Below are 24,690 nucleotides of genomic sequence, written 5' to 3' on the forward strand. Positions count from 1 at the left end.
TGATCCTTTCAATGGCCTGCGCCGCCGCCGGCGGCGATCTCGGCGCTGCCGCCCTGCGGGGCCGACCCTGCGCCGCCGCCATAGATCGCGGCGCTGACATTGGCCTGAGCCAGCCAGAAATCGCGTTTGGCGTTGGCCGCTTCCAGCGAGCCTGCCAGCTTTTCGCGCACATCGGTCAGCAGTTCGAAGGTGCTGGTGATCATGCCGTTGTAGCTAAGCAGCCCTTCCTCCTCGATTGTCCGGCGCAACGGCACCAGCACGTCACGGTAGTGGCGGGCGATTTCGTATGAGGAGTAGTAGGCCAGCTCTGCGCTGCGGGCCTCTGAGCGGACATTGACCGCCCGTTCCGCCAGCGCATTGGCCGCCTGCATGTAGGACAGCTCCGCCTTGCGCATCCGCGCCTTGCCGGTGTCGAACACCGGGATGGCGAACTCCAGTTCCAGCTGCGGCAGGGTTTCGGTCTCCGTCTCCCCGTCCTCACGCTCGCGCTCGGACTCCACCCCGGCAATCAGTTCCAGGTCAGTGACCAGCCGGGTCCGGTCTGTGAGGCCAAAGGCACGGGCCTGCGCTTCCAGCCCCAGCTTGGCCACCTGCAGGTCCACCCGGTTCTGCAGCGCCGCCTTTTCGATGGCCGGCACTTTGCTCAGCGACTTGGGCAGCGGCGGCAGCGCATCGGGCACATAGTAATTGGCATCGCTGCCCCACAGCCCCATCAGGCGGGTCAGCTCCTCCTTGGCGAGCTTTGCCTCCAGCTGAGCCCGGGCCACCTGCCCTGCAAGCTCCGCGTTAAAGGCAAACTCCCGCGCCTGGCCTGCCTTGTTCAGCGCGCCGGTCTTGCCCAGCTGGCTGGCCAGCTCTGCCCCCGCCGCGGCTGTCTCACCGGCCTGGCGCAGATAGCTCAGCCGCTCAAAGGCCGCGACGGCGTTGATCCAGGCCTGCCGGGTCTGCCCGGCCAGCGCCAGCGTGTCGTTCACCGCGTTCAGCTGCGCCTGCTGGAACTGCGTTTCAGCCACGGCGATGCGCTGCTTGCGGGTCTTCACGTCCAGAAGGTTCACGGCGATGGTGGATTCCAGGGCGCGGTACAGGCCCAGCTCCGGTGCACCGATGCCCATCAGGCCGATCGAGACCACCGGGTTCTCCGGTGTCATCTGCTGCCAGGCCTCTGCCGCCGACAGGCCGACCGCGGCATAAGACGCCTGCAGCCCCTTGTTGTTCAGAAGCGCAGCTTGCACCGCGGTATCGGCAGAGATTGTCTTGCCCTGCACCAGCTGCCGGACCTCTTTCGCCAGCGCGTCGTTCTGGGCCTGGGTCCGGGCAAAGGCCGTGCGCTTGCCGATCGCGGCCGTGGTCTGGCTGGCGACCTCCTGAAACCCGGCCTGCGGGCTGGTGTATTTCTCCGGCACCGCCGCCGAACAGGCAGCCAGCACCAGGGGCGACGCCAAAAGAACGCGCCAAGTTTTCGCTGTCATCAGTGGCGCTCCTGCTGCTCGTTGACACCGCGCCAGGACACAGGGCCGCGGGGCGTGTGGTTTTCAAATCCCCTGAAGGGAGACTGGTAATTCAGGGACCGGTAGGGGCCGGATGGCGCCACAGCACCTTGCAAGGCGGCGGTATCGGGCAGCGCCGCCGGTGACTTGGCGCACGCCCCCAGCAGCAGGGCGCCCGCCCCGGCCAGTAAGAGAGATTTCATGTGTTTTTCCTGAGAAATATCTGCGCGGCTCCTGCATAGAGGTGCAGGAGTGATTAGCGGCCGTCAAAAACGGTTCAGATGTCTCAGGCTTTTGGCGGGCGCAGCAGGGAATTCTGTTGCCGGGACGGCAGCTGCGAAGCCTCTTGCCTCCAGCGCACGGGTCGCTTGAGGGCGATTTCCGCCGGCTGCAAGGAGATCACCGCAACCGCCATACAGGCGCCTGAGCAGCAGTTTCCAGTGTCCGCGGCTTGTTGCGGCGCCCCCTGGCGCTCATGCGCCCCGGCCTCGGAAACGTCTTGCGCCGCAGCGGTCCCGGCAGCGCCGTCATGATTGCTTCCACTGTGCGCGGCCGGCGTGTTGCCGTGATGCCCCGCAACGGCATGCGCGGCAGATGGCAGCGAAAAGCCCAGCACAAGGATCACCGCACATGCAGCAGCCACCCTGATCAGCCGGAAGATATGTGCCAGAAACGCCATGCCGGTATTTCTCCTGACAGGACCGGCCCGCGTCAAGACGCCAATGATGCATTCAGCGCACAAATTTGCGGTTTTCTGGGGTGTTTTCCCCGGTATTCCCGGGCTGATCGCAAGCGCCCGCACCGCCCCGCAAACCCTCCCGCGCAGGAGGGTCGCAGCGGACGAGAGCTGGTGATTCGGGCACTGATCAGACCTGCAACGCAGGTTCATTTGCGGTCCGCGAAGCGCTTGATTTCGCAGTACCGCTGGATCAGGGCGATGGACGCCAGCAGGCGACCGTGAAGCTGCCGCGCTGCCCGTAAAATACTTCCGTTGGCGCGCGCCACAGTCTCCCTCTTCAGGCTTCCGCCAAACAACCGGGGTGGAGACGTTCAGCACAATCCTGCTCCTCTCTTAAATTTAGTTGCGCAGGCAAGTTGTCAAACCGTCACCCGCTGCCCCATCCTCGCACCTGCAGATTGCTTGCACATGCATTCAGGTGGAGGTTCCAGTGCATTTACTGCGACTATCGGACTCGTTGAGGTCGTTTGCCCAGAAGGAGCCGTCCCGAACAGCTCTTTCCTGGCCGGGCAATGAAAGGAGCTACAGCGGCCTCTGGAGCATGGCTCAGGATCTGGCTTGGCAATTTCCGGAAAGCGTATCGGCCGGAAGCCTTGTGCTGGTCGAAAGCAGGAAGCCCCCCGCTTCGCCGCGCTCATGATTTCCCTTGGATTGCGCGGCGCCACCCCGCTTGTGGTCCCGGACCGGCTTGGCGGTGAGTTGAAGGACAAGCTGATCGCCCGCTCAGGCGCCAGCCACATCGCCAGCTTAACGGATGCCGGAAGTCTGCGGGTTGCGGAGACCGGGCAGGTCCCGAAGCTGCCCGTCGGCGAGCCGGTCCCGCTCTGCCTGACAACCTCGGGATCCACCGGGGTGCCGAAAGTGGTGGTGCTCAGCAAGACCGGGGTGAACACGTTCTTTGACTGGGCACAGGGCTGTTTTTCAATCCAGCCCGGCACCAGGATCCTCAGCATCGCCCCATTCAACTTCGATCTGAGCCTGCTGGAGCTCTGGGCGGGCCTGGACGCGGGAGCCGAAGTCATTCTCGCCGACCCCGAGCGGTCGGCGGAACCCGGATACCTTGCGGAGCTCTGCGCCGAGGCCAGACTGGAGATTGTCCAGGCAGTTTCCCTGTTTCAAGAGCGCCTCTGCGCCGCGGGGCGGGCTGACCCGGGGTTTTCCCCGCGCCATGTCATCGTGACCGGCGAAGCGGCGCCCCGCGTCCTGCGCCGGCAGATGGCCAGGCAGTTCCCCTCCGCGGTCTTCCACAACATCTACGGCAGCACCGAAACCAACGACAGTTTCATCCTGACGCTGGGCGCCGAAGACTTCGCCGCGGCGGAAAAGCTGGGGATCGGCAGACCGATCGCAGGCACGGACTATTACATCACCGAAGACCCGGGCGAGCCGGGAACCGGCGAGCTGTTAACCGCGACCCCGTTCGCCGCCACCGGCTATACCGACCCCGAACAGACGCTCAACGCCTTCCTGCCCCGGCTGGAGAACGAACGCTTGGTCACCTATTTCCGTCCCGGCGACCGGGTGCAGCGGCAACCCGACGGGTCCCTGCTTCTAATCGGCCGCGCCAACTACGTGCTGACGCAGGAGCCGCTGCCCAAGACCTCAACCGGCAAAATCAACCGCGGCGCTGTGCAGCGCCTTTATGCCCCCAGACCGGAGAAAAGCGCATGACCATGAGACAGATGATCAAATCCTTCATCTGCGAGGAGCTGCTGGCCAATGCCATCGATGCGGTCCAACTGCACGGCGGCGTTAGCTGTCTGGTGGAGACCGGCCTCGGAGAAGGGGTCGCGGAAGCCTTGGCCGCGCCGATCTATTCGGGCACCAACGATATCCGGCGCGGGCGCATCGCCGCGATGATGCGCCCGCCACGGCCGCACCAATCTGGCGGGTACCGTGCTGCTGGCCTCCGGCGAGCCTTGCGCACTGTGCTACATGGCGGCGTTATTCGCTGGCGTGTCCGAAGTCCTCTATGCGGTCAGTGCCAGCGAGGCGGCCCGCTACGGCTATGGCTATGGCACGTCCTACCGGCTGCTGTCTGGCTTCCCCGAGCATTTCCCCCTGCCAACGCGCCATCTGGCGGTGCCCGGCGCCCTCACCCCTTTTGAAAACCAATCCTCTCAGTTCAGGAGAGTTGAAAAATGACGATTCAAGACAAGATTTTCCGCCCGACGGATGGTCGGCCACCGCGCGCCCTGCGGCCTGAAAAGCGGTCAGAAATACGTCTCCCCGCCCGCGCTTTACGACTGGATCAAGACCTCGGTGGCCCCTTCCAGCGCAGACGCCGTGTTTGCGGGCGGCAACGGGCAGCGGGCCATTGGCGTTATTGATGCCGTCGAAAGCCAGTTGGGACTCAAAATGCTGACCGCAAACCAGGTTCTGTTCTGGGGCGCCCTGCAGGCAGCCGGCGTTCAGCCGTCTGTTGAGGGATACGGAACACTTTTTTCTAAGAATGCAGCGCCTGTGTGACTTCACGTCTGGCAAGTGGCGCGCAGAAGCAATATCTTTGCTTGCAAAAGCAAACGTGTACTGCGCGCCACCAGCAGGACAAAGGAGCCACACAATGAAGCTAGATGTTTGGGATCAGATAACGGCCTTGTTCTACGGGATCGAAAAGCAGCTCACGGAAGAGCTGCGCAGGTCCAGCGACCTTGGCCTCAGCGAATTCCGGACCCTCAAACATCTGTCAGAACAGCCTGACCTTGAGCTTCGCATGCAGGAACTGGCGGAATTTTTGATGCTGACCCAAAGCTCCACCACCCGGGTGGTGGAGCGGCTGGAAAAGCGGGGGTTTGTTTTCCGCGACAGCTGCCCCTCCGACAAACGGGGTAAATACTGTGTCCTGAACGAGCACGGCAAAAAATACATCGAGGAAGCCGCCCCGGTATTCCAGGACTGCCTGGAGCGCGTGCTGAAAAAGACCTTCGAGCAAAAAGAAGCCCGGGAGACTGCCCGCGCTCTGTGCGTCCTGACCGAAGCCTGATGAAACATCCGGCGGAGCGCATCCTCCGCCGGTCTTCAACCGAAGAAGCAGCCCCTCCAAAGTAGATGCATGCACAAATATGTTTATTGACAGGCGCTACCGCCGGTCACTATGTTGTATGTGCAAGTAAATATATCCCGCCCTCCATTTCCACGGACGGGCCCACCCGAAATTGCCCCCGCCCCGCGCGCAGGGGAACAACCCGAAAGGAATAGTTATGCACTGGGTTTATCTGATGATCGCTGTCGTCTTTGAAATCACCGTGGCCATCGCCGCCGGAAAATCAGAAGGTTTCAAGAACGTCAAATGGACCACGATCACGCTGGTCAGCGGCGTGTTCGCAACCATTTTCCTCAGCCTCGCGCTGCTGACCTTTGATGTGGGCGTCGGCTACTCGATGTGGACCGCGCTCGCCGGGGTCGGGATCGTCGCGCTTGGCGCGTTGTTCTTCAACCAGCGCCTGAGCTTCTCCAAGGGTGTCGGCATCCTGATCGTCATCGGTGGTGTTGTCGGCCTGCGAATGAGCGGCGCCGCGTGACCCGAAACCCCTTAAATGTCCTGAACAGTTTCAAAGGAATAAGTCATGACTGACACTCAAACTTCTGCGTTCCCCGCGGCAGAGACCGGCAACAAAGGCGCCTGGGGCGCACTGCTGCTGGCCGGGGCTTTCGAGGTTGGCTACGCGCTGAGCGTGGGCGGCAGCCAAGCCTTCACCGTGCTGACCTGGTCGGTCTCGGCCATCGTGTTTTTCCTGCTGACGCTCTATTTCCTCAGCGTCGCGCTGAAAACAATCGACGTCGGCATCGGCTACGCGGTCTGGGCCGGGATCGGCTCGATCGGCGCCGCGGTGCTGGGCGCCGTGCTGCTGGACCAGCCCTTGACCCTGGCGCAATCGTGCTGGCTGGCGGTCATCATCGCGGGGGTGGTCTGGCTGAAGCTGGCAGACAGCCCCAAGCTCAAGTAGACCAGCGCGCTCCAGAATAAGGGAGTGCCTCAGCTCCAGCCGGACCCGACTTGGGCAACGCCCGGGCACCTAGAAGGGCCCGGGCATTTTTTGCCGGCGGCACCGGGTGGCAGGTCAATTGCTGATGTCCTGACTAGCGCATCCCCGCAGCGGAACACACAGGCCCTGATCTCTCGACAAAGCGCCGGAAAGCGACAATAGTCCAAGACCGCGCCCATGGAAGAGCGGCAGGTATGACAAATACAGACATGGCAAGGCTGGCCGACCCGCTGGGGCAAGCAAGCATTCTCATCGTGGACGATGAGCCGGGCATGCGCAATTTCCTGGTGAAAACCCTGCGGCCTCTGTGCCAGCTGGCGGATGAGGCCGAAAACACCGAAGCCGCCGCCGCACTGCTCAGCACGCGGCAATATGACGTGATGATCCTCGACAACATCATGCCCGGCCAGAAAGGCCTGGACTGGCTGGAGGAGCAGCGGCGCGCGGGCGGTTTCACCGATACCATCCTGATCACCGCCTACGCCGACCTGCAAACGGCGATAGACGCTCTGCGGGCCGGTGCGTCGGATTTCGTTCTGAAGCCTTTCCGCTCCAACCAGATCCTCAATGCCCTGCGCCGCTGCATCGAGACCGCCCGGCTGAAGCGCGAAAACATGCTGCTGCGGCGGGAGCTGGAAAGCACCGGTGTCGGTCGCCGCCGCCGCCGCGAACTGGTCGGCGCATCGCCCGCCATCAGCCAGGTGCGCGCCCTGCTCGACCGGGTGGCACAGGTCTCCACCCCGGTGCTGATCACCGGCGCCTCCGGCACCGGCAAGGAGGTCGCCGCACGCCATCTGCACGCCCGTTCCAGCCGCGCGGGGGCACCTTTCGTGCCGGTCCAATGCGGCGCCATTCCGGCGGATGTCATAGAATACGAGCTGTTCGGCCACGCCCCCGGGGCGTTTCCCGGCGCGCCCGCGGGCCGCGAAGGCCTGCTGGCCTCGGCTCAGGGCGGCACCGTCTTCCTTGATGAGATCGGCGAACTCACCCCGTCGGCGCAGAACGCGCTGCTCAGAGTGCTGGAGGATGGCCGCATCCGGCCGATCGGCACGGAACGGACGGTGCAGCTTGATGTCCGCTTCGTCATGAGCTCCAGCCGCGCGCTGGCGGAAGCGGTGGCCGCGGGACAGTTCCGCGAGGATCTGCTGTTCCGCATCAACGTGATCGAAGTGGCAATGCCGCCGTTGCGCGAACGCGGCACCGACATTGTTGAGCTTGCCGGGCTGTTCCTCGACGAAATCTCTGCCCAGCTGCAACTGCCGCCGCTGGAGCTGCCCGCAAACGTCAAATCCGCCCTGCTGCGCCACGACTGGCCCGGCAATATCCGCGAGCTGCGGAATTTCATTGAACGCTCGCTGATCTTCGGCAGCTTTTCCATGGATACCTTGGCACCTGCCCGTCCCGCCGCTGACATTCTGCCGCTGGAAGAGGTGGAGCGCCGCGAGATCCTGCACGCGCTGGAGGCCGCCGGCGGCAACCGCAGCGAAGCGGCGCGGCGGCTGGGGGTCTCGCGTAAGACCATTGACCGCAAATGCGCGGCCTGGGGGCTCTGAGCCGTGCGCAGGCTGCGCTCTTTGATGCGGTCAGTCCGGGTCCGGCTGCTGCTGATCGCGCTGCTGCCGATGCTGGTGCTGATGCCCTTGCTGCTGGGCCTTGCCACCTGGCGCTGGTCGGAAAAGACTGACGGCCTTCTGATCAGCAAGGTGAACGGTGATCTGACCATCGCCGACCAGTATCTGGCCAGGCTGACCGCCACCTCGGGCGAGCTGCTGGATGCGGTGGCGCAATCGGTCCGCTTCCGCAGCGCGCTTGCGGCGGGCAGCACCGCGGATTTCCTGGCACAGGAACAGGCCCGGCTCGGTCTTGATTTCCTCTATCTGGCCGGCCCTGAAGGCCGTGCCGGGTTCTCGCCCTCGGACTGGCCCGTCCTGCGCGGCGCGCTGCAGGGCCAATGGCAAAGCGCGGTCGACATTCTGGACGCTGCCCAGCTGGACGCGCTGGCCCCCGGCCTTGCCGCCCGCGCCGCCATCCCGCTGGTGGCGACCGAAGCGGCTGTGCCCACCGACCGCACCGCCGAGACCCGCGGCATGATCATCCATTCCGCCGCACCGGTTGCCCTGCCAAACGGCCAGACGGCGGTGCTGGCGGGCGGGCGGCTGCTGAACCGCAACCTGGATTTCATCGACACCATCAACGCGCTGGTCTACCGCGAGCAAAGCCTGCCGGAGGGCAGCCAAGGCACTGCCACGCTGTTTCTGGAGGACGTGCGGATCTCCACCAATGTGCGTCTGTTTGAAAACGTGCGCGCGCTTGGCACCCGGGTCTCTGCAGAGGTGCGCGGCCAGGTGCTGGGGCGCGGCGACGTCTGGCTGGACCGGGCTTTTGTCGTGAACGACTGGTACATCTCCGCCTACGAGCCGATCCTCGACAGCCGCGGCAACCGGGCCGGAATGCTCTATGTCGGTTTTCTGGAAACCCCGTTCCGCCAGGCCAAGCGCAGCACGGTGCTGACGCTCGGCGGGGCGTTCCTGCTGATTGCAGCAATGTCGGTGCCGATTTTCCTGCAATGGGCCGGGCGCATATTCCGTCCGCTGGAGGGCATGACCCAGACCATCGCCCGGGTCGAGCAGGGCGATCTGGCCGCCCGCAACCAGCCGCAGAAAGACGGCGGCGAGATTGCCCGGGTGGCGGCGCATTTGGACAGCCTGCTGGACCAGCTGCAGGAGCGCGACCGGCAGCTGCGCGGCTGGGGCGAAAGCCTGGAGGCCAAGGTCGAGGAGCGCACCGCCGATCTGCGCGAGGCAACCCAGCGGCTGGAACGGACCACAGAGCGGCTGATCGTGTCCGAGAAACTTGCCGCGGTGGGCGAGATCACGGCCTCCGTCGCGCATGAGATCAACAACCCGGTGGCGGTGATCCAGGGCAATCTGGACCTGGCCCGCACGGTGCTGGGCCGCCATGCGGAGCCGGTAGAGGAGGAGTTCCGGCTGATCGACGATCAGGTCTACCGCATCAGCGTGATCGTCTCCAAGCTGCTGCAATTCGCCCGCCCTGAGGAATACTCCGGCGCCGCCGGGCTGATTTCCCCGGCCGAGGTTGTGGCGGACTGCCTGGTTCTCACCCGCCATCAGATCGAGGCCACGGGGATCGAGGCAGAAGCGCATCTGGCCAGTACAGGCCAGGTCAGGATATCGCGCACGGAATTGCAGCAGGTGATCGTCAATCTCATTCTGAATGCCGTGCAGGCGATGCCCGGCGGCGGACGCCTCACCCTGACCGCTGAGGATACCCCGGACGGCGTGCTGCTGGCCGCCGAGGATACCGGCACCGGCATCCCCGCGGATCTGCTGAACCGCATTTTCGATCCATTCTTCACCACCAAGCAGGCCCAGGGCACCGGGCTGGGCTTGTCGATCAGCCACCAGCTGGTGAGTCGCGCCGGCGGGCGCATCACCGTGCAGTCAGAACCCGGACGGGGCACCCGGTTCGAAATTTTTCTGCCCTCGCCGGCCGCCGCCTGATCCGGACAAATTGGCGCAAAATGGCAGGTACCCGTTTCCCCCTGCGGACAGAATGTCCCGAACGTCATTGCGGACATGCGACAGCACAGACAAAATGACCTGATAAGGCATTGTTATTGAACAATTATTTATTTGACAGCTGGGTTATCTCTCCGCCTTTGTCAAGCTACGGCACATTGCCGCGGGCCATTCGGGACGGCCGCAATAGGAGGTTGCAGCCGCCGGAAAAGCACTAGGGAGGACACCACATGAGTACGCCATCATCCGGCGCGCTGAGCTTTCTGCACAAGGAACACATCACCGCCGAACCCGGCTTCAACCGCTGGCGGGTGCCGCCGGCTTCCATCGCCATCCACCTCTGCATCGGCTCGGTTTATGCCTGGTCGGTGTTCAACCCGCCGCTGACCCGCGAGCTGGGGGTGGTCGCCTCCAGCGCCGACGACTGGAGCCTCAGCTCTGTTGTCTGGATCTTTTCGGTGGCTATCGTCTTCCTCGGGCTGGCTGCCGCCTTTGCCGGCAAATGGCTGGAGGAAGTCGGCCCGCGCATGGTCGGTGTCGTGGCCGCCCTGCTGTGGGGCGGCGGCTTCATTGTCGGCTCATTCGGCATCTCCAGCCATCAGCTGTGGCTGGTCTATCTGGGTTACGGCGTGCTTGGCGGCTGCGGGCTGGGACTGGGCTATGTCTCGCCGGTGTCAACGCTGATCCGCTGGTTTCCGGACCGGCGCGGCATGGCAACCGGCATGGCGATCATGGGCTTTGGCGGCGGCGCGATGATCGCCGCTCCGGTCAAGGGCTGGCTGCTGGACCTCTATGAAACGGCCCCCACCTATCTTGGCGCCAGGGACGCGGTGCAGACCGTGGTCGAAAACGGACGGGTCTTTGCGGAAACCGCGCAAGGCAAGATCGAGGTGGTGATCGCCAGCGCAGCCCAGGCCGCCGAGTTCGGCGGTGAGGCCGGCGCTTATGTGGTGGGAACCGGCAATACCGGCGCGGCCCAGACCTTCATGACCTTGGGGATCGTGTATTTCGTGGTGATGATCCTGGCCGCTTTCCAGTACCGGGTCCCGGCCAAGAACTGGAAACCTGAGGGCTGGGAGCCTAAACCCGCCGCCTCGGGGCTGGTAACGCAGAACGACGTGCATATCGACCAGGCACTGAAGACACCGCAGTTCTGGCAGCTGTGGGTGATGCTGTGCTTCAACGTGACCGCAGGCATCGGCGTGATCGGGGTCGCCAAGACAATGATGTCCGAGATCTTCGGCTCGGTGATGCCCTTGGTGGCAACCGCTGCCTTTGCCTCGACTTATGTCCTGATGATTTCGGTCTTCAACATGATCGGCCGGTTCTTCTGGGCCTCTGCCTCGGATTACATCGGGCGCAAGGCGACCTACATGTGCTTCTTCGTTCTGGGCACCGCGCTCTACCTGTCGATCCCCTACTTTGCCTCTGCCGCCGCGGCCAACCCCTCGCTGGTCTATCTGATGGGCTTCTACCTGGCGACGATGCTGATCTTCTCGATGTACGGCGGCGGTTTCGCCACGATCCCGGCCTATCTCGCCGACATGTTCGGCACCATGCATGTCGGCGGCATCCATGGCCGCCTGCTGACCGCCTGGTCGACTGCGGGCGTGCTTGGGCCGCTGGCGATTACCTCGCTGCGCCAGATGTCGGTGACCAGCGCGGTCCAGGACCTGGCCGCCAAGGTGGATCCTGCCGCCTTCGCCGCCAAATTCGGCGCGCCTGTCGCGCAGCTGGACCAGCTGGTGGCGGCCAAGACCGTGACCATTGCCAAGCTGATGGAAATCGCGCCAGCCGGCACCGTGGACCCGACCCCCAGCCTGTATAATACAACGATGTATTGCATGGCGGCGCTGCTGGCGGTGGCCTTCTTCGCCAACCTCTTCATGCGCCCGGTGAAGGAGCACCACCACCATGACGACCCGGAGCTTCAGGCCGTTCCGGGAGAGTAACACCGCCAGCCGGGGCGCCCTCAGCGCCCCGGCTGCACATGCAGCCTGCATTCAAGACAGCCGGTTTCCGGACAGCCGCGCCTCCGCTCCGCTCTAGCGCGCCTGGCATCTTCCGTTTGATTGGTCCGACTGCCCTCCGGAAGACACGAGGTCTTCCGAAATGAAAATCAGGAAGGCTTCGCCACTGGCGGAACAGGAGGCGCGAGCGGGGATGCTGGAGACACGAAAAGGGGAAAGGTTCTGCCGCAAATGGCAAAACTATGTGCCGCGCGACAAGAAGTGTCGGGCGACACATAGTTTTTCCTTTTTGGGAAACTTGGGTGTTTGATTTTAAAGGGAAATATTTTAATCCGACGCAGCAAAGTTACCTTTAGCGACTCATAGATTTTCCTTCGGATGAAGCAGACATTCATGCCGCGCGCGGCGAAATCGGGCTTCGAGCCCAATTTACCGAGCGAGCAGTTGCAGAATTTCGCAGCGGCAGCGAAATCGTGAGAGAAAGATGCGGACGATAGCTGCCGTCAACTTTTGGGACCTACTGCATTGCCGCTTCTCCAGTGCAGACATTGATCTACTTGTAGAGGACGCATCCCCTGAGCTCCACAGGAGAGGCGTGAACACGAAACGGCCCAATCTACGAACTTGTTCCAACTGGCGCGCGGTTGATCTGGCTAAGTTCTTCCATCACGTCAAACACGTGATCGCTGACGACCTTGATGCCGATCGCGTTCAGGCGCGGGATATGCATGGCCTTGTAGGCCTCCAGATGCTCAAGATCCTTGAACAGATAGGTGGAGCCAAAGTGATTAGTGCTGGCCTCATGGGTCCAGATTTTCCAGACAACACCCGGTTCCTGGGCAATGCTTTCGGCAAGCTGTTTGGCGCCTTGGAGGAATTCTTCGGTGACGGGGCCATCATAGGTGAGGTGGATGTCCCAGATTTTCTGAGTGCTCATTAGTTTGTCCTTTTGGAAGCTGTGACCGCGCGGGCAGCGGCGATAGTGCTGTCGCGGGTCAGCCCTTGCGAAGCTGCAGGAAGCAGAGAACCGAAAGCAGGGCGAAGAAGGCGGGGTCCGACCAGCCGAAGCCGGTGAAGATGCCGGTGACGCCAGCATAAAATGTGACTGCCAGCCCCAGGAGGTTGGTCCACATCAGGCCGGTCAGGATCTTGCGGCCCTCTTTGCTGCCGGAGGGCGCATCGCGGAACAGGAAGCTGATGACGGAGATGCCGCCAAGAAAGATACTGTTGTGCTGCGACAGGAACCAGGCGTAGCGGTCGTTCAGCTCGACGCCGTAGTTGGGCCACAGCAGCCCGGGCGCAAAGAACAGCGCCAGAGCGAAGAACGCGTAGATCACGCTGTGCGTTGTCAGAAAGGTGCGGTTACTCATCGAATTGGTCCTTTCGGGGGGGGGTCATGCTGCGGCGAAGCCGGTTCAGCGTTCGGATGGTCTGGCGCTTGCCGTCGGCAGGCAGTCCTTCAAAGATCTCCGCCAGCGCGGCGTTGTGGACGGGCAGGAAGGTCTCGACCTTTGACCTGCCTTCCGCTGTCAGAGATAGAACGCGGCTGCGCCGGTCCGTGTCGCTGACCGTTTTTTCGACTAGCCCGGAGCGGACCAGGTTCTTGATCACAACGTCCATGTTGCCGGAGGTTCCAAGTGCCCTTTCCAGCAGCGCATTCACCGTCATTGGGCCCTTGTTGCTGAGGGTTTCCAACACGTCCCATTGCGATGCGGTCAGCCCTGCGGCCCGGAACGCCGGGCCAATCGCCCGATGGAACAGCTGGGCACTGCGCAGGAGGGCCAGAACCAGGGCCATGTTTTCGCGGTTATGTGGGTCTCGTTTCATGCCACGGTAATTATCCCTACATAGTGGTAATTCAAGGCGCTCATGCAAGAAAAGGAAGGGCCTTTACGCCATGGCTTTGTTTTTCCTAAGTAATAACCGGGTTCGCCAGGAAGCCCCGCTGCGCTATTCGCACAGCAGAGCCTTGAAGATATCGAAATGATCCATCCTGCCGGTGATGTCCCGGCCATTGGGGACGAAGTATTCTCCGCCGTCGTTCAGCAGCGCCCGCAACAGGTCCTGAACCGTTGTGCCAGCGTCGCGCACCCGCGCACTGGAGAGGGTGCTCAGCTTCCAGACGATTCCTTCGGATCGGCAAGCATAACGTTCTCCAGCGAGGTGCCGGGAAGCACCGCGGCGAGGTGGTCATAGGCAAGCTGCAGCGCCATCCTGGAAGTCAGGGATTTGTCTCCCAGCGCCAGCCGGACCCAGAACCCGTCAATCAGCGCAGAAAGCGTCACCGCGATTTTCTGGGCCTCCGCTTCCGGCACAAGCGGCCTCAACCCGGACAAAAGGTTCGAGTGCATGCGGGCGTGGATAATCGTCTGGAGGCGCGCAAGACGCGGCGCTTTGGGGGCCTCGGCGCAGAGCGATAGCCAGGCATTGCCATTCGGCGGCGAAAAGAACTCTTCGCTCAGATTTGCCTCGACAACGGCCCAGATGCGCTGAAACGGCGAGGCCGCCGTGTTCAGCCGCTTCACCACCGCAAGGCGCAGAGTCGCATTGCCTTCGCGCATAGCTTCCTCGAACAGCTCCTGCTTGTTGCGAAAGTAATGCAGCACAATGCTTTTCGAGGCTCCGGCTTCCTTTGCAACCTTTTCCAGCGTCGTCGCCGAAGCGCCTTCCCGCTGCATCACAGCAAAGGCCGCCTGCCGAAGTTCACTGCGCCGGATATCACTGATCTTGCTGAGTGCCATGCGATCCTCTCCTCAGCTTCTTATTGACAAACTGCAAGGAAGGTTCAAGTGTTGACCCGTTGGTCAGCAAATAGACCAATAGAACAATTTTCATCGAGGAGGAGAACCATGTTCAGAAAACTTGCTCCGCTCGGCGCAGCATTGGGCCTGCTTCTGAGCGCGTCCAACCTGTGGGCGGAAGACATCCCGGTGCCCAGCCAGGCAGGATGGGCCGGCGCAAAGAAGACGGTGAACCTGCCGAATGGCATCACGATGGCCTATTCGGAAATGGGCGACTCAGAAGGCGATCCGCTTGTTCTGATCCACGGGTACTCTGACAACAGCCGCAGCTGGTCGCTCCTCGCGCCCTATCTGACGGAGCGCCACATCTACGCGATCGACCTGCGCGGCCACGGCAAGTCCAGCGCGCCGGAATGCTGCTATGCCTATACTGACTTGGCATATGACGTGCATCTGTTTCTCGAGGCGCTGGACATCGCGAAAGCGGACATCGTGGGCCATTCCCTTGGGTCACTCACGACTCAGCTGTTGTCGGCCCAACATCCTGAGCAGGTGAAAAAGGCGGTCTTGCTTTCCTCCACCGTCGAGACAGGCAGCGGGCCAGGCAGCTGGCTCTGGGGCAACATTATGCCGCTTCAGCCGCCGATCGACCCGAACGGCCAGTTCATGATGGACTGGTACTGGAACCCCAACCCCGTGGACCAGGATTTTGTCAGCGCAGAAAGAACGGAAAGCGCGGCGATGCCGATCCATGTTTGGAGGGGTGTGCTTTGGGGAACAGCGCTCGGGAGTCTTTCCGCCTTCACTGGCCTCGTTGAAGCCCCCATGCTGATTGTCTGGGGAGATCAGGACCAGCTCTTTGATGCAGCGCATCAGGAGAACTTGAAACAGGCCTATCCAAATGCTCGTTTCGAAACCTTCGAAGGGGCTGGGCATAATATGTTCTGGGAAATGCCGGAACAGGCCGCTGCGACCATTTCCGACTTCCTGGATGGCTGAGAGGCAGAGCCTGCAGCAAGGCTGCAATGCGGTTTGCTGCAGGCAATCAAACGGACTGTTCCGCAGTTTTGCGCTACGGCCGTTCAACTCCCGTTACTGCGCAAAATCGCCACTTTGGCTGTCGATGGCAGCATGTGCGGCGAATAGCAGCAAAGTCCGGCGATATGTGAGTTCACGATCCGCGTGGCGAATGGCAAAGGAAGATCTCGTCGGCTGCTTTCCTCCTGCCATTCGGGCTGGTTCCTGGACTTGGCTGCGCTCGTCTTGAACGCCCCTTCTTGGGTGGGCAAATCCCGAGCTTTCAGCTCGTGAACGGGCTCTATCCGGATACCGACTGCATCGGCATCCGGACGGAACCTGAATAGCTCAAACTCCCTGCGGCCCGGGAGCGGCGGAACGCGTCTCGTTCCGAGCCACTTTCCACCGCGGCCACAAGTCGTTTGAAGTACCCAGTTTCCGCCTCAGAAGGTAACGATCCCTTTTGCAGGAGCAGAACTGGGCTGTTTTGCCGGGGCAACTGCGCCTTCTGTAAGAGACAGTAGAAATCCGCGCGGCGCGCGCGGATTGCATATCCCAGGAGTCGTGGCAGGGCATCGACGGGCTGCGCCCGCTCCCCCCTGCCACGGCATTTTCCGTTTGATTGGTCCGCCTGCCATCCGGCCGGCAATCTGAACACGGGTTCTGATGTGGCTCGCGCGTCAGCCTCCACGGAGAAATCCGGTTCCTCCCGCGCCAGGCGCGGGCCCCTCCCAATTTCACCGCTCCGGCCCCGTGTGTCAGATCACCGCCCGGCCGCAGTCCGGGCTGCGCCCACCCTGCTTTGCCCTCCGGAAAACACGAGGTCTTCCGAAGTGAAAATCAGTGAAGGCTTCGCCACTGGCGGAACAGGAGGTGCGAGCGGGGATGCTGGAGACACAAAAAAGGAAAGGTTCTGCCGCAAATGGCAAAACTATGTGTCGCCCGACAAGAAGGAAGTGGCGGACCGAGGAGGATTCGAACCCCCGACCCCTTGATTCGTAGTCAAGTACTCTATCCAGCTGAGCTATCGGTCCACTGCGGCGGGGTTTATCCATAGCATTGAAAAGGCGCAACCCCAAAAACAAAAATAGTTTCATCCGCCTGTCATATTACCGCCTGGCCCCGCCCGCGGCTCAGATCGTGCCATCGCCCTTCGGCAGCCGGATCTCGAAGACCGTGCCGCCGGGGCCGGTCTGCGTCAGCGTCACCGAGCCGCCGTGGCCGCGGGCCAGCTCGCCGGCAATCGCCAGCCCCAGCCCGGTGCCGCCCTTGCGGGCGCCGCCCTGGAACGGGGTGAACAGATTGTCCTGCGCCTTTTTCGGCAGGCCGGGACCGGTGTCCGCCACCGTGATGTACCAGGCGCCTTCCGTCTCGCGGGCGGCCACCGTCACCGTGCCGGCCTGCCCGGTTGCGGCAATCGCCTGGCGGGCGTTGCGCACCAGGTTCATGATGATGCGGAACAGTTGCTCCGGATCGGCGCGCAGCATCATCGGCGCGGGCACGGTGTTGATGATCCCGATCTTGGCGCTGCCGGCCGCCAGCAGCTCGCTTTCGGCGATGTCACCGACGATTTCATGCAGGCAGACCAGCGCAAAGGTCGGCGACGGCTCCTCGGCGCGGCCAAAGGCCAGCGTGCCCTCGCACAGCGAGACCGCACGGGTGATCGAATTCACCAGCTTCGGCGCCAGGCGGCGCACCAGCGGGTCTTCGCTGCGCTCGATGCGGTCGGTGAACAGCTGCGCCGAAGTCAGGATGTTGCGCAGATCATGGCTCACCTTAGCCACCGCGCCGCCCAGCTGCGCCAGGCGCTCGCGCTGCTTCAGCGCGTGGGTCAGCTCGGTCTGCAGCTGCATCAGCGCCTCCTCCGCCTCGCGCAGCTCCACCACGCCGGAGCTGGGATGGATGATGCCGCGCGCATCCTCTGGCGCGGCCGCATAGCGCTGCATGTACCCGACCACGCTCTTGATCGGCTTCACCAGCACGATCCGCACCGCGACAAACAGCAAAAGCGCGGTGAAGATGGAAATCACCGCCGACAGGATCAGGATCCGCACCCCGTAGTCCAGCATGGCCTGGCGCAGGGGCGCGGTCTCCATGGTGACCTCGATCAGCAGGCCGGCATCGCGCACCGGCGCGCCGATCACCCGGATGATCTCGTTTTCCGGCGTGGCCAGCCGCAGCACCGCATCCTTGATCAGCGTCAGCGCCCCGGCCATGCGCAGATCGTAGGTGCCGGAGATCTGCCGCGGGATCGGCGAGGCCAGCATCAGCTGGCGGATCTCGTCGCGGCGCAGCACCACGTTGAAGACGCCCGCGTTTTCCAAAAGCTCCGCTTCCAGCTCGGTTTCCAGCATGTCGTCCGCCAGCAGCGCCAGCGAGGCGATCTGCGCCCGCTCCAGCCGGTCGGACAGGTAGTCCACGCGGAACCGGGCGATCGACGGGACGAAGATCAGCACTTCGGCCAGCATCACGAACACCGTGGTCAGGACCAGAAATCTGCCCGAAAGCGTGTTGAGCATCCCGCCGCCCTTACCTCATGGAATCCAGCGCTGAACCAGGCGCACCGCGCGTTTCACCAGACTGCTTTCAAATAGCCGCGGGGAAAAATACGCGCCTGCCGCCCGTTTGTTGATCTCGCCAAAGGAGGGGTAAGGTGCAACCATGGCTGCAATCTGGCTCATTTTCAGGCGGTTGGCCAGTGCCATGGACCACAGGCTGATCAGCTCTCCGGCCTGATGCCCCGCGATGGTGGCCCCCACGGGACGCCCGCCAACGACCATCACCTTGATAAAGCCCTTGGCCTTGCGTTCGGCGATGGCGCGGTCGTTGTGCTCATAGCTGAACCGCACCACCTCCAGCTTCACGCCATAGCGGTCGCGCGCCTGGGTTTCGCTCAGCCCCGCCTGCGCCAGCTCCGGGTCGGTGTAGGTCGCCCAGGGGATATGGCTGGTCTTGGCCTTGGACGGCAGCCCGAACAGCGCCGAGCGGATGATGACGCTGGCGTGGTAGCCCGCCACATGGGTGAATTGCAGCCCGCCAGCCACGTCGCCAATGGCATAGACGCGTTTGTTGGTGGTCAGCAGGCTCTCGTCCACCTTGATGCCCCTGCCCCGGGTCTCGATCCCCGCAGCCTCCAGGTTCAGCCGCTCCGTGTTGGCCTTGCGCCCCACCGCCATCAGCAGATGGGTGCCGTGGAATCTGCTGCCGTCCCTGGTTTCGACCTCAATCGCGCCTGCCTGCCCGCTTACGCGGGACACCATGGCGCCCTCGGCAATCTCCACGCCCTCTGCGCGCAGGGCGTCAAGCACCAGCGCCGCGGCCTCCGGATCATCCTTGCCCAGCGCCTTCTGCCCCTCGATCACGGTAACCTTGCACCCCAGCCGCACATGCGCCTGCGCCATTTCCATGCCGATCGGCCCGCCGCCGATGATCAGCAGGTGCGCGGGCTTTTCGCGCAGATCGAACAGGGTCTCGTTGGTCTCGAACGGCACCTTCTCCAGCCCCGGGAGCGGCGGCACCAGCGGCGAGGAACCGGTGGCGATAACAATGCGGCGCGCGGTGATGCGGTACGGCCCGGCCTCCACCTCGGTGTCAGAGGTGAAATGGCCGAACTCCCGGATCACCCGCACGCCCAGGCCCTCGAACCGCTCCTGGCTGTCGACCGGCGCGATGGTTCCGATCACCTGATGCACATGATCCTTGGCCGCGGCATAGTCCGGCTGCGGGTGCTGATCCGCCACGCCGAACGCCGCGGTATGCGCCTGGCCATAGGCGGCCTTGGCGCTGGCCAGCAGCGCCTTGGAGGGGACACAGCCGTAATTCAGACAGTCTCCGCCCATCTTGTGCCCTTCCAGCAGCACCACATCGGCGCCCATCTGGCTGGCCCCTGCGGCCACCGACAAGCCCCCCGATCCGGCGCCAATAACCAGAAGATCGCATTCAATACGGTTCATGTTCAGCTGTCCTTATTCTTGCGGCCGCGCAGGTTGCCGCGCACGGCCTTGACCAGGATCGGCATCGCCGCCAGCACGCACAGCCCCAGGATCGGCCCGATCACATGCGGCTCCCACAGCAGGCTCAGGTCCGGATCCTCGCCGCGGTCAAAGACAGAGCCGACGCCCACCCCGATCCAGGTAAAGACGATGGCACCAGGGATGATGCCCGCCGCGGTGGTCCACAGGAAGTTGCGGAACGTCACCCCCACCAGCGCCGGCAGCAGGTTGGCGACAAAGAACGGCACCGCCGGCACCAGCCGCAGCAGCAGCAGCACCTCGATCTCATTCTCCCGCAGCGCCTGTTTCAGCATCTGCACCCGGCCCTCGGCGGCTTCGATCCTGGCGGTCAGCATCGCCCCAAGCCCCATGCGCGCGGCCAGAAAGATGCCCGCCGCGCCGATGGTGGCAGAAACCACGTTGAACAAGGTGCCCGCAGCCAGCCCGAACAGAAAGCCGCCGGTCACCGAGGCCACCGCCGCACCGGGCAGCGAAAACACCACGATGACAATGTAAAGCCCCATGAACAGCGCCACCAGCCCCAGATAGTTCTGATCCCGGAACGCCATCAGCGCCTCGCGGTTGTCGCGCAGCGTGTCAAACGTCAGGTAATCCTTCAGCGTCACCGCCCCGATCAGCGCCACAGCCGCCACCGCAATCAGCGGCAGGTGGCGCGCCAGGCCAGGCTTTGATCCAGCTTGCGGGTCGGAATTGGGGGTCTCGGTCATGTCGGTTTCGGGTCCGTGGTTGCTGCAGGGTCTGTTGCTACGTGTTAAATGGCCGCTGTGCGAGGCCAAGCAGCCCCGCTTCACAGGTGCTTGAACACAGTTCCGGATTTCGTGAGCTTTGTGGCAGAATCACCAGCCCCATGTTACAGCCGCAGCGTCCGGACCGGCCGTTCCAGGGCAGTTTTTGGCAGAAATGTTGCATATTGCCCGGAAAAGGCGGCCTGCAGGGTTTGACTTGGCCGTCATTCCCTCCTAAAGACCGGGCTTCGAGATAGACCCCGGGCGGGCGATTCCGCGCCGTACCCGTAGACATAAATGTGGAGACCGGAGCGATGAAACGCACCTATCAGCCTTCGAACCTGGTTCGCAAACGCCGCCACGGCTTCCGTGCGCGCATGGCCACCAAAGCAGGCCGCAAGATCCTGAACGCACGCCGCGCCCGCGGCCGCAAAGAACTGAGCGCATAAGCTCAGTTCCCGTTCTGACGGACATGACACCGCCGGAGGCCCCCAAGGACGGCAACGCTGCCCGCGGGGATACGCCTCCGGCGGTGTCCGTTTGCGCATCGGATGCGCCCAAGCTTGAGGTCATGGCCAAGCGCCGTGATTTCCTCGCCTGCGCCCGCCCCCCTGCCCTGAAGCAGGGCACCAAGGGCATGATGGTCCAGGGCCGCAACCGACAGGATGACGGCGGCATCCGCATGGGCTTCACCTGCTCCAAGAAAGTCGGCAACGCGGTGGCCCGCAACCGCGCCAAGCGCCGCTTGCGCGAGGCCGCGCGGATGATCCTGCCTGTGCATGGCCGCCCGGGCTGGGATTACGTGCTGATCGGCCGCGCCGATGAGACCGCCCAGCGCCCGTTCGAGGAGCTGAAGCGCGACCTGATCTATGCGCTGAAAAAGATCCACGGCCAGTAGGGCAGCAACCGGCTCCCGGCTGTCTGAACGCGACTCGTCCGGCCGGCAGGCCGGACAGCGTCCGCTCCTCCGCGCGGGAGGACGCTTTCGCCCCTTCCGGTCTCGGGCGCTGCCCTCATTGCCTTACTGCGCGGCTGCACCTATCTATCCGCCATGACCCCGCTGGCCCATATCCTCGCACTCCCCGTGCGCGCCTACCGGCTGCTGCTCAGCCCCTGGGTCGGCTTCAACTGCCGGTACCAGCCCACCTGCTCGGCCTACGCTTTGGAAGCGCTGGAGAAACACGGCGCCATCAAAGGCGCCTGGCTCACCCTCCGCCGCATCGGCCGCTGCCACCCCTTCGGCGGCGATGGCTATGACCCGGTGCCGGACCGCAAGGACTGATCTCACTTCTTCCGGTTCAGCCCGCGCGCGATGGTGTCGATGATCATCCACATCAGGATGATGAACGGCAGGAAAGCCATCATCGGATCGCCCGCCGCCTTCCCGGCCTTGGCCGCTTTCAAGAGCGTGCCCACACCCTTGGGCGGCTGGCTGATATAGCTCTCCAGTTCCTTGGACGCCTTGACCAGAATGCCGTAGTCCTTATCCGGCTTTTTCTGCATCAGCTTCAGCGCGCTGGCGAGCCGCCCCAGCACGTTGTTCAGCTCATTCACCACGCTGTCGAGCCAGGTCACGCCGTCCTGCACATCCAAGGGCAGCTCGCCAAAGAACGGCGCGTTCTGCAGCTTGGTGACCTGCGACTGCTTCTTCATGAAAGCGGTGACCTTCTGCGCCGCGGCCTTGCCCTTGGCGGGCGTCATCGCGCCCTTCTCGAACTGCTTGACCACACCGCGCAGCTCTTTCTCCAGCCCTTTCAGGCCGGCCTCCGCCTCGCCCACGGCCTTGCGGACAATCCGCGCCTCCTTGCTGTCTTCGCTCATAAAATGCCCTCACTGATCAAATCGCTTTACCGCTCCAGCTTAGCGCGCCTTACCGCCGCCCCCTAGCGCTGCACACCTTTTTTCCTTGGCAAAACGCCCGTGCTCGGCTAGGGCGCGCGCATGCTTGATGATGATCTGGACGAAATCCATCCGCTGTTTGCCGGCGCCCCCGCAACCACTGAGTTCAAGAAGCTCAGGAAGCGCATCGTGCGCTATGCGCGTGAGGCCATCGACCAATACGGCATGGTCGAGCGCCGCGAGGACGGCAGCACGCCGAAATGGCTGGTCTGCCTGTCGGGCGGCAAGGACAGCTATACCCTGCTGGCTGTGCTCTATGAGCTGAAATGGCGCGGCCTCTTGCCGGTGGATCTCTTGGCCTGCAACCTGGACCAGGGCCAGCCGGGCTTTCCAGCCACCGTGCTGCCGGAGTTCCTGGAAAAGATGGGCGTGCCGCACCGGATCGAGTATCAGGACACCTATTCCATCGTGGTCGACAAGGTGCCGCAGGGGCGCACCTATTGCGCGCTGTGCTCGCGCCTGCGCCGCGGCAACCTCTACCGCATCGCGCGCGAGGAAGGCTGCTCGGCGGTGGTTCTGGGCCATCACCGGGATGACATCCTGGAAACCTTCTTCATGAACCTGTTTCACGGCGGCCGTCTGGCGACCATGCCGCCCAAGCTGGTCAATGAGGAGGGCGATCTGTTCGTGTTCCGCCCGCTGGCCCATGTGGCAGAAGCCGACTGCGAGAAATTCGCCCGCGCAATGAACTATCCGATCATTCCCTGCGACCTCTGCGGCAGCCAGGACGGCCTGCAGCGCCAGCAGGTGAAACAGATCCTGGACCAGTGGGAATCAAATTCGCCCGGACGCCGCCAGGTGATGTTCCGGGCGCTGATGAATGCGCGCCCCTCGCATCTGCTGGACCCGAAACTGTTCGATTTTGCTGGCCTGGAACTGAAGAAATCCGGCGATGAGCAGGAAAATTCCGGAATTCCCAAGCTGCGTTAACTCCCGGGTTAGATCAGCACCTTAGTCTCAGGCCGGAATGACTGGCTGCAGACGAAAGGTCTGAGAATGATGAACACGGGTTCAGGTCTCCTGGCACGGCTCCGGCAAACCCTTGCCCCCGCACTTTTCGGGCCGCCCGTGCTCGCTTTCCTGCCCGCGCTGACGCTGGCCACCTACTGGCTCGGCGGCGAGGTGGCGCTGCTGTCGATGGCGCTTGGCCTTCCGGTGCTGCTCGCCGCCACCGGCGGCTTCAGCAAGCTCGGCGGCCGCGGCCGTGCCCGCGACAGCATCACCGGCATGATGCTGCGCGACGGGTTCGAGGAGGAGACTGCCCGCATCTACGCCGAATGCGCCGATACCGATCTGCGCTCGGCCGTCTTCATCGTGGACCTCGACGACTATAAGGAGCTGGCCGACCGGCACGGCCAGGACGCGGGCGACCGGATCATGCAGCAGTGCGGCGCGCAGATCGCCTCCGCCCTGCGCCAGAACGATGTCGTGGCCCGGCTCGGCGACAGCCGCTTCGCGATCTGCCTGGCTCCTACCCTGCAGCTGGACCTGGAACTGTGCATTCAGCTGGCGGGCCGGATTCAATCCGCCGCGGAGGAACCGGTGCCGCTGGACGGCACCACGGTTTACATGACCTCCTCCATCGGCTTCTGCCAGCGCAACCGGGCGCCGGGCAAAACCGGCGCCGACTGGACCGGCGCCGCGATCGCCGCCCTGGCCGAGGCGCAAAGCAACGGACCCGGCGGAATCCGCGCCTATTCGGCGGATATGTCGGGCCGCGGCAACTCCCGCTCCAACCTGCGCGAGGAAGCCGCGGCGGCGCTGGAGAACGGCCAGATTCAGGCCTGGTTCCAGCCGCAGATCTGCACCGACACCGGCCGGGTCTCGGGATTCGAAGCGCTGGCGCGCTGGTCGCATCCGGTGCAGGGGCTGATCCCGCCCTCCACCTTCCTGCCCGCGCTGGAAGAAGCCGGGCTGATGGACCGGCTCAGCCAGGTGATGCTCTACAACGCCCTGGTGGCGGTCAAGGCCTGGGACGCAGCCGGGGTGAACGTCCCTTGCGTCGGGGTAAACTTCGCCACCCAGGAGCTGCGCAACCCCGGGCTGGCCGGGCGCGTCAAATGGGAGCTGGAGCGGTTTGAACTGCCCCCCAGCCGCCTGTGTGTCGAGATCCTGGAAACCGTGATGACCGACCAGCCCGACGGCGTGGTCACCCGCAACATCCTCGCCCTCAGCGACCTGGGCTGCCACATCGACCTTGACGATTTCGGCACCGGCCACGCCTCGATCGCCGCGGTGCGCCGTTTCAACATCTCCCGCATCAAGATCGACCGCTCCTTTGTGATGAAGGCTGATCAGGACCCGGAACAGCAGAAACTGATCTCGGCGATCCTGACGATGGCAGAGCGGCTGGATCTGGACACCCTGGCCGAAGGGGTGGAAACCGCGGGCGAGCACGCGCTGCTGGCGCAGCTGGGCTGCGGCCACGTGCAGGGCTTCGGCATCGGCCGCCCGATGCCGTTTGAGCAGACGCTGGACTGGATCGCCGCCCATGAGGCGAAACTGCAGAACACGCCTGTGATCGGCCGCCAGACCCCCTGACCGCTCGCTTCCGGGCACTTTATACCGCGCCGG

The 24,690-nt window shown here is 63.6% G+C and carries 26 protein-coding genes, 1 tRNA gene and 1 pseudogene; 16 read left to right on the forward strand and 12 right to left on the reverse strand.

Going from position 1 to position 24,690, the window contains the following annotated elements:
• Positions 1-8: 8 nt before the first annotated feature.
• Both DAEP_RS0112245 and DAEP_RS22675 read right to left on the reverse strand, forming a co-directional pair.
• Entirely contained in the window at positions 9-1,469 is a 1,461-nt protein-coding gene (locus DAEP_RS0112245) for a TolC family protein (RefSeq protein ID WP_027244869.1), read from the reverse strand.
• Complete coding sequence (locus DAEP_RS22675) at positions 1,469-1,690, reverse strand: hypothetical protein (protein ID WP_051337380.1); 222 nt, start codon at positions 1,688-1,690, stop codon at positions 1,469-1,471. The genes DAEP_RS0112245 and DAEP_RS22675 overlap by 1 nt, the downstream gene beginning before the upstream one ends.
• A 1,172-nt stretch (positions 1,691-2,862) precedes the next feature.
• Between DAEP_RS22675 and DAEP_RS22680 the strand changes: the two genes are divergently transcribed.
• The 10 genes and pseudogenes from DAEP_RS22680 to DAEP_RS0112310 all read left to right on the forward strand — a co-directional run bounded on the left by DAEP_RS22680 (position 2,863) and on the right by DAEP_RS0112310 (position 11,703).
• Positions 2,863-3,897, forward strand: coding sequence for an AMP-binding protein (locus tag DAEP_RS22680; protein ID WP_051337382.1), 1,035 nt, complete (start codon positions 2,863-2,865; stop codon positions 3,895-3,897).
• An 11-nt stretch (positions 3,898-3,908) separates the two neighbouring features.
• A pseudogene (locus tag DAEP_RS24545) lies at positions 3,909-4,070 on the forward strand (acyl-CoA dehydrogenase family protein); the annotation flags it as partial.
• 52 nt (positions 4,071-4,122) lie between these two features.
• Positions 4,123-4,371, forward strand: coding sequence for a cytidine/deoxycytidylate deaminase family protein (locus DAEP_RS24370; protein WP_051337384.1), 249 nt, complete (start codon positions 4,123-4,125; stop codon positions 4,369-4,371).
• A 30-nt stretch (positions 4,372-4,401) separates the two neighbouring features.
• Positions 4,402-4,695, forward strand: coding sequence for a hypothetical protein (locus DAEP_RS0112280; protein WP_027244871.1), 294 nt, complete (start codon positions 4,402-4,404; stop codon positions 4,693-4,695).
• A 94-nt stretch (positions 4,696-4,789) separates the two neighbouring features.
• A complete protein-coding gene (locus DAEP_RS22690) occupies positions 4,790-5,209 on the forward strand; it encodes a MarR family winged helix-turn-helix transcriptional regulator (protein ID WP_051337386.1) in 420 nt (139 codons plus the stop codon).
• Between the two features lie 217 nt (positions 5,210-5,426).
• Positions 5,427-5,747, forward strand: coding sequence for a DMT family transporter (locus tag DAEP_RS0112290; protein WP_027244872.1), 321 nt, complete (start codon positions 5,427-5,429; stop codon positions 5,745-5,747).
• A 45-nt stretch (positions 5,748-5,792) separates the two neighbouring features.
• Positions 5,793-6,173: a DMT family transporter gene (locus DAEP_RS0112295; protein WP_008557863.1), complete on the forward strand. Its 381-nt coding sequence runs from the start codon at positions 5,793-5,795 to the stop codon at positions 6,171-6,173.
• Between the two features lie 233 nt (positions 6,174-6,406).
• On the forward strand, positions 6,407-7,765 hold the full coding sequence (locus DAEP_RS0112300; RefSeq protein WP_027244873.1) for a sigma-54-dependent transcriptional regulator: 1,359 nt from the start codon (positions 6,407-6,409) through the stop codon (positions 7,763-7,765).
• Between the two features lie 24 nt (positions 7,766-7,789).
• On the forward strand, positions 7,790-9,733 hold the full coding sequence (locus DAEP_RS0112305; protein ID WP_036760641.1) for a sensor histidine kinase: 1,944 nt from the start codon (positions 7,790-7,792) through the stop codon (positions 9,731-9,733).
• A 248-nt stretch (positions 9,734-9,981) separates the two neighbouring features.
• Entirely contained in the window at positions 9,982-11,703 is a 1,722-nt protein-coding gene (locus DAEP_RS0112310) for an OFA family MFS transporter (protein ID WP_008555771.1), read from the forward strand.
• 634 nt (positions 11,704-12,337) lie between these two features.
• On the opposite strand, the gene DAEP_RS0112315 is transcribed toward DAEP_RS0112310, so the two are convergent.
• The 5 genes from DAEP_RS0112315 to betI all read right to left on the reverse strand — a co-directional run bounded on the left by DAEP_RS0112315 (position 12,338) and on the right by betI (position 14,462).
• Positions 12,338-12,658 carry a monooxygenase gene (locus DAEP_RS0112315; protein WP_051337388.1) on the reverse strand — a complete coding sequence of 107 codons (321 nt, stop codon included), beginning with the start codon at positions 12,656-12,658 and terminating at the stop codon, positions 12,338-12,340.
• A gap of 58 nt (positions 12,659-12,716) precedes the next feature.
• Positions 12,717-13,091 carry a hypothetical protein gene (locus tag DAEP_RS0112320; protein ID WP_027244876.1) on the reverse strand — a complete coding sequence of 125 codons (375 nt, stop codon included), beginning with the start codon at positions 13,089-13,091 and terminating at the stop codon, positions 12,717-12,719.
• Positions 13,084-13,548 carry a MarR family winged helix-turn-helix transcriptional regulator gene (locus DAEP_RS22695; RefSeq protein ID WP_084204426.1) on the reverse strand — a complete coding sequence of 155 codons (465 nt, stop codon included), beginning with the start codon at positions 13,546-13,548 and terminating at the stop codon, positions 13,084-13,086. The genes DAEP_RS0112320 and DAEP_RS22695 overlap by 8 nt, the downstream gene beginning before the upstream one ends.
• Positions 13,549-13,671: 123 nt before the next feature.
• Positions 13,672-13,812 (reverse strand): hypothetical protein, encoded by a 141-nt coding sequence (locus tag DAEP_RS23960; RefSeq protein ID WP_154665055.1) that lies wholly within the window; start codon positions 13,810-13,812, stop codon positions 13,672-13,674.
• 20 nt (positions 13,813-13,832) lie between these two features.
• Positions 13,833-14,462, reverse strand: coding sequence for a choline-binding transcriptional repressor BetI (betI, locus tag DAEP_RS0112335; RefSeq protein ID WP_027244877.1), 630 nt, complete (start codon positions 14,460-14,462; stop codon positions 13,833-13,835).
• Positions 14,463-14,570: 108 nt separating this feature from the next.
• Here betI and DAEP_RS0112340 point away from each other — a divergent pair, with 108 nt between their 5' ends.
• Positions 14,571-15,461 (forward strand): alpha/beta fold hydrolase, encoded by an 891-nt coding sequence (locus DAEP_RS0112340; RefSeq protein ID WP_027244878.1) that lies wholly within the window; start codon positions 14,571-14,573, stop codon positions 15,459-15,461.
• 975 nt (positions 15,462-16,436) lie between these two features.
• Here DAEP_RS0112340 and DAEP_RS0112345 read toward each other — a convergent pair.
• The 4 genes from DAEP_RS0112345 to DAEP_RS0112360 all read right to left on the reverse strand — a co-directional run bounded on the left by DAEP_RS0112345 (position 16,437) and on the right by DAEP_RS0112360 (position 20,199).
• Positions 16,437-16,513, reverse strand: a tRNA-Arg gene (locus DAEP_RS0112345).
• Between the two features lie 99 nt (positions 16,514-16,612).
• Positions 16,613-17,998, reverse strand: a complete 1,386-nt coding sequence (locus DAEP_RS0112350) for a sensor histidine kinase (RefSeq protein WP_027244879.1) — start codon at positions 17,996-17,998, stop codon at positions 16,613-16,615.
• 15 nt (positions 17,999-18,013) lie between these two features.
• Positions 18,014-19,432: a dihydrolipoyl dehydrogenase family protein gene (locus tag DAEP_RS0112355; RefSeq protein ID WP_027244880.1), complete on the reverse strand. Its 1,419-nt coding sequence runs from the start codon at positions 19,430-19,432 to the stop codon at positions 18,014-18,016.
• Positions 19,433-19,434: 2 nt separating this feature from the next.
• On the reverse strand, positions 19,435-20,199 hold the full coding sequence (locus DAEP_RS0112360) for a TVP38/TMEM64 family protein (RefSeq protein WP_027244881.1): 765 nt from the start codon (positions 20,197-20,199) through the stop codon (positions 19,435-19,437).
• Between the two features lie 332 nt (positions 20,200-20,531).
• Here DAEP_RS0112360 and rpmH point away from each other — a divergent pair, with 332 nt between their 5' ends.
• The 3 genes from rpmH to yidD all read left to right on the forward strand — a co-directional run bounded on the left by rpmH (position 20,532) and on the right by yidD (position 21,499).
• Positions 20,532-20,666 (forward strand): 50S ribosomal protein L34, encoded by a 135-nt coding sequence (gene rpmH / locus DAEP_RS0112365; RefSeq protein WP_008554144.1) that lies wholly within the window; start codon positions 20,532-20,534, stop codon positions 20,664-20,666.
• Positions 20,667-20,689: 23 nt separating this feature from the next.
• Complete coding sequence (rnpA, locus tag DAEP_RS0112370; RefSeq protein WP_008557908.1) at positions 20,690-21,115, forward strand: ribonuclease P protein component; 426 nt, start codon at positions 20,690-20,692, stop codon at positions 21,113-21,115.
• Positions 21,116-21,268: 153 nt separating this feature from the next.
• A complete protein-coding gene (gene yidD / locus DAEP_RS0112375) occupies positions 21,269-21,499 on the forward strand; it encodes a membrane protein insertion efficiency factor YidD (RefSeq protein ID WP_027244882.1) in 231 nt (76 codons plus the stop codon).
• A gap of 2 nt (positions 21,500-21,501) precedes the next feature.
• On the opposite strand, the gene DAEP_RS0112380 is transcribed toward yidD, so the two are convergent.
• Positions 21,502-22,038, reverse strand: a complete 537-nt coding sequence (locus DAEP_RS0112380) for a hypothetical protein (protein WP_027244883.1) — start codon at positions 22,036-22,038, stop codon at positions 21,502-21,504.
• A 120-nt stretch (positions 22,039-22,158) separates the two neighbouring features.
• On the opposite strand from DAEP_RS0112380, the gene ttcA reads away from it, so the two are divergent.
• On the forward strand, positions 22,159-23,046 hold the full coding sequence (gene ttcA / locus DAEP_RS0112385; protein ID WP_027244884.1) for a tRNA 2-thiocytidine(32) synthetase TtcA: 888 nt from the start codon (positions 22,159-22,161) through the stop codon (positions 23,044-23,046).
• A gap of 66 nt (positions 23,047-23,112) precedes the next feature.
• Positions 23,113-24,657 carry a putative bifunctional diguanylate cyclase/phosphodiesterase gene (locus DAEP_RS0112390; protein ID WP_027244885.1) on the forward strand — a complete coding sequence of 515 codons (1,545 nt, stop codon included), beginning with the start codon at positions 23,113-23,115 and terminating at the stop codon, positions 24,655-24,657.
• The last annotated feature ends 33 nt before the right edge of the window (positions 24,658-24,690 follow it).

Origin of the sequence: Leisingera daeponensis DSM 23529 (genome assembly GCF_000473145.1) — a bacterium.
In the GTDB taxonomy this organism is placed as follows: domain Bacteria; phylum Pseudomonadota; class Alphaproteobacteria; order Rhodobacterales; family Rhodobacteraceae; genus Leisingera; species Leisingera daeponensis.

Excerpts from the sequence above, each read along its gene's own strand:
- DAEP_RS0112280 (WP_027244871.1), top strand. The coding sequence starts at position 4,402 with ATGGTCGGCCACCGCGCGCCCTGCGGCCTGAAAAGCGGTCAGAAATAC.
- DAEP_RS0112295 (WP_008557863.1), top strand. The coding sequence starts at position 5,793 with ATGACTGACACTCAAACTTCTGCGTTCCCCGCGGCAGAGACCGGCAAC.
- DAEP_RS0112310 (WP_008555771.1), top strand. The coding sequence starts at position 9,982 with ATGAGTACGCCATCATCCGGCGCGCTGAGCTTTCTGCACAAGGAACAC.
- DAEP_RS0112355 (WP_027244880.1), bottom strand. The coding sequence starts at position 19,432 with ATGAACCGTATTGAATGCGATCTTCTGGTTATTGGCGCCGGATCGGGG.
- DAEP_RS22690 (WP_051337386.1), top strand. The coding sequence starts at position 4,790 with ATGAAGCTAGATGTTTGGGATCAGATAACGGCCTTGTTCTACGGGATC.
- DAEP_RS0112390 (WP_027244885.1), top strand. The coding sequence starts at position 23,113 with ATGATGAACACGGGTTCAGGTCTCCTGGCACGGCTCCGGCAAACCCTT.
- DAEP_RS0112380 (WP_027244883.1), bottom strand. The coding sequence starts at position 22,038 with ATGAGCGAAGACAGCAAGGAGGCGCGGATTGTCCGCAAGGCCGTGGGC.
- DAEP_RS22675 (WP_051337380.1), bottom strand. The coding sequence starts at position 1,690 with ATGAAATCTCTCTTACTGGCCGGGGCGGGCGCCCTGCTGCTGGGGGCG.
- DAEP_RS0112350 (WP_027244879.1), bottom strand. The coding sequence starts at position 17,998 with ATGCTCAACACGCTTTCGGGCAGATTTCTGGTCCTGACCACGGTGTTC.
- betI (WP_027244877.1), bottom strand. The coding sequence starts at position 14,462 with ATGGCACTCAGCAAGATCAGTGATATCCGGCGCAGTGAACTTCGGCAG.
- DAEP_RS22680 (WP_051337382.1), top strand. The coding sequence starts at position 2,863 with ATGATTTCCCTTGGATTGCGCGGCGCCACCCCGCTTGTGGTCCCGGAC.
- DAEP_RS0112300 (WP_027244873.1), top strand. The coding sequence starts at position 6,407 with ATGACAAATACAGACATGGCAAGGCTGGCCGACCCGCTGGGGCAAGCA.
- DAEP_RS0112290 (WP_027244872.1), top strand. The coding sequence starts at position 5,427 with ATGCACTGGGTTTATCTGATGATCGCTGTCGTCTTTGAAATCACCGTG.
- DAEP_RS0112320 (WP_027244876.1), bottom strand. The coding sequence starts at position 13,091 with ATGAGTAACCGCACCTTTCTGACAACGCACAGCGTGATCTACGCGTTC.
- yidD (WP_027244882.1), top strand. The coding sequence starts at position 21,269 with ATGACCCCGCTGGCCCATATCCTCGCACTCCCCGTGCGCGCCTACCGG.
- DAEP_RS0112305 (WP_036760641.1), top strand. The coding sequence starts at position 7,790 with ATGCGGTCAGTCCGGGTCCGGCTGCTGCTGATCGCGCTGCTGCCGATG.
- DAEP_RS22695 (WP_084204426.1), bottom strand. The coding sequence starts at position 13,548 with ATGAAACGAGACCCACATAACCGCGAAAACATGGCCCTGGTTCTGGCC.
- ttcA (WP_027244884.1), top strand. The coding sequence starts at position 22,159 with ATGCTTGATGATGATCTGGACGAAATCCATCCGCTGTTTGCCGGCGCC.
- DAEP_RS0112315 (WP_051337388.1), bottom strand. The coding sequence starts at position 12,658 with ATGAGCACTCAGAAAATCTGGGACATCCACCTCACCTATGATGGCCCC.
- rpmH (WP_008554144.1), top strand. The coding sequence starts at position 20,532 with ATGAAACGCACCTATCAGCCTTCGAACCTGGTTCGCAAACGCCGCCAC.
- rnpA (WP_008557908.1), top strand. The coding sequence starts at position 20,690 with ATGACACCGCCGGAGGCCCCCAAGGACGGCAACGCTGCCCGCGGGGAT.
- DAEP_RS0112245 (WP_027244869.1), bottom strand. The coding sequence starts at position 1,469 with ATGACAGCGAAAACTTGGCGCGTTCTTTTGGCGTCGCCCCTGGTGCTG.
- DAEP_RS0112360 (WP_027244881.1), bottom strand. The coding sequence starts at position 20,199 with ATGACCGAGACCCCCAATTCCGACCCGCAAGCTGGATCAAAGCCTGGC.
- DAEP_RS0112340 (WP_027244878.1), top strand. The coding sequence starts at position 14,571 with ATGTTCAGAAAACTTGCTCCGCTCGGCGCAGCATTGGGCCTGCTTCTG.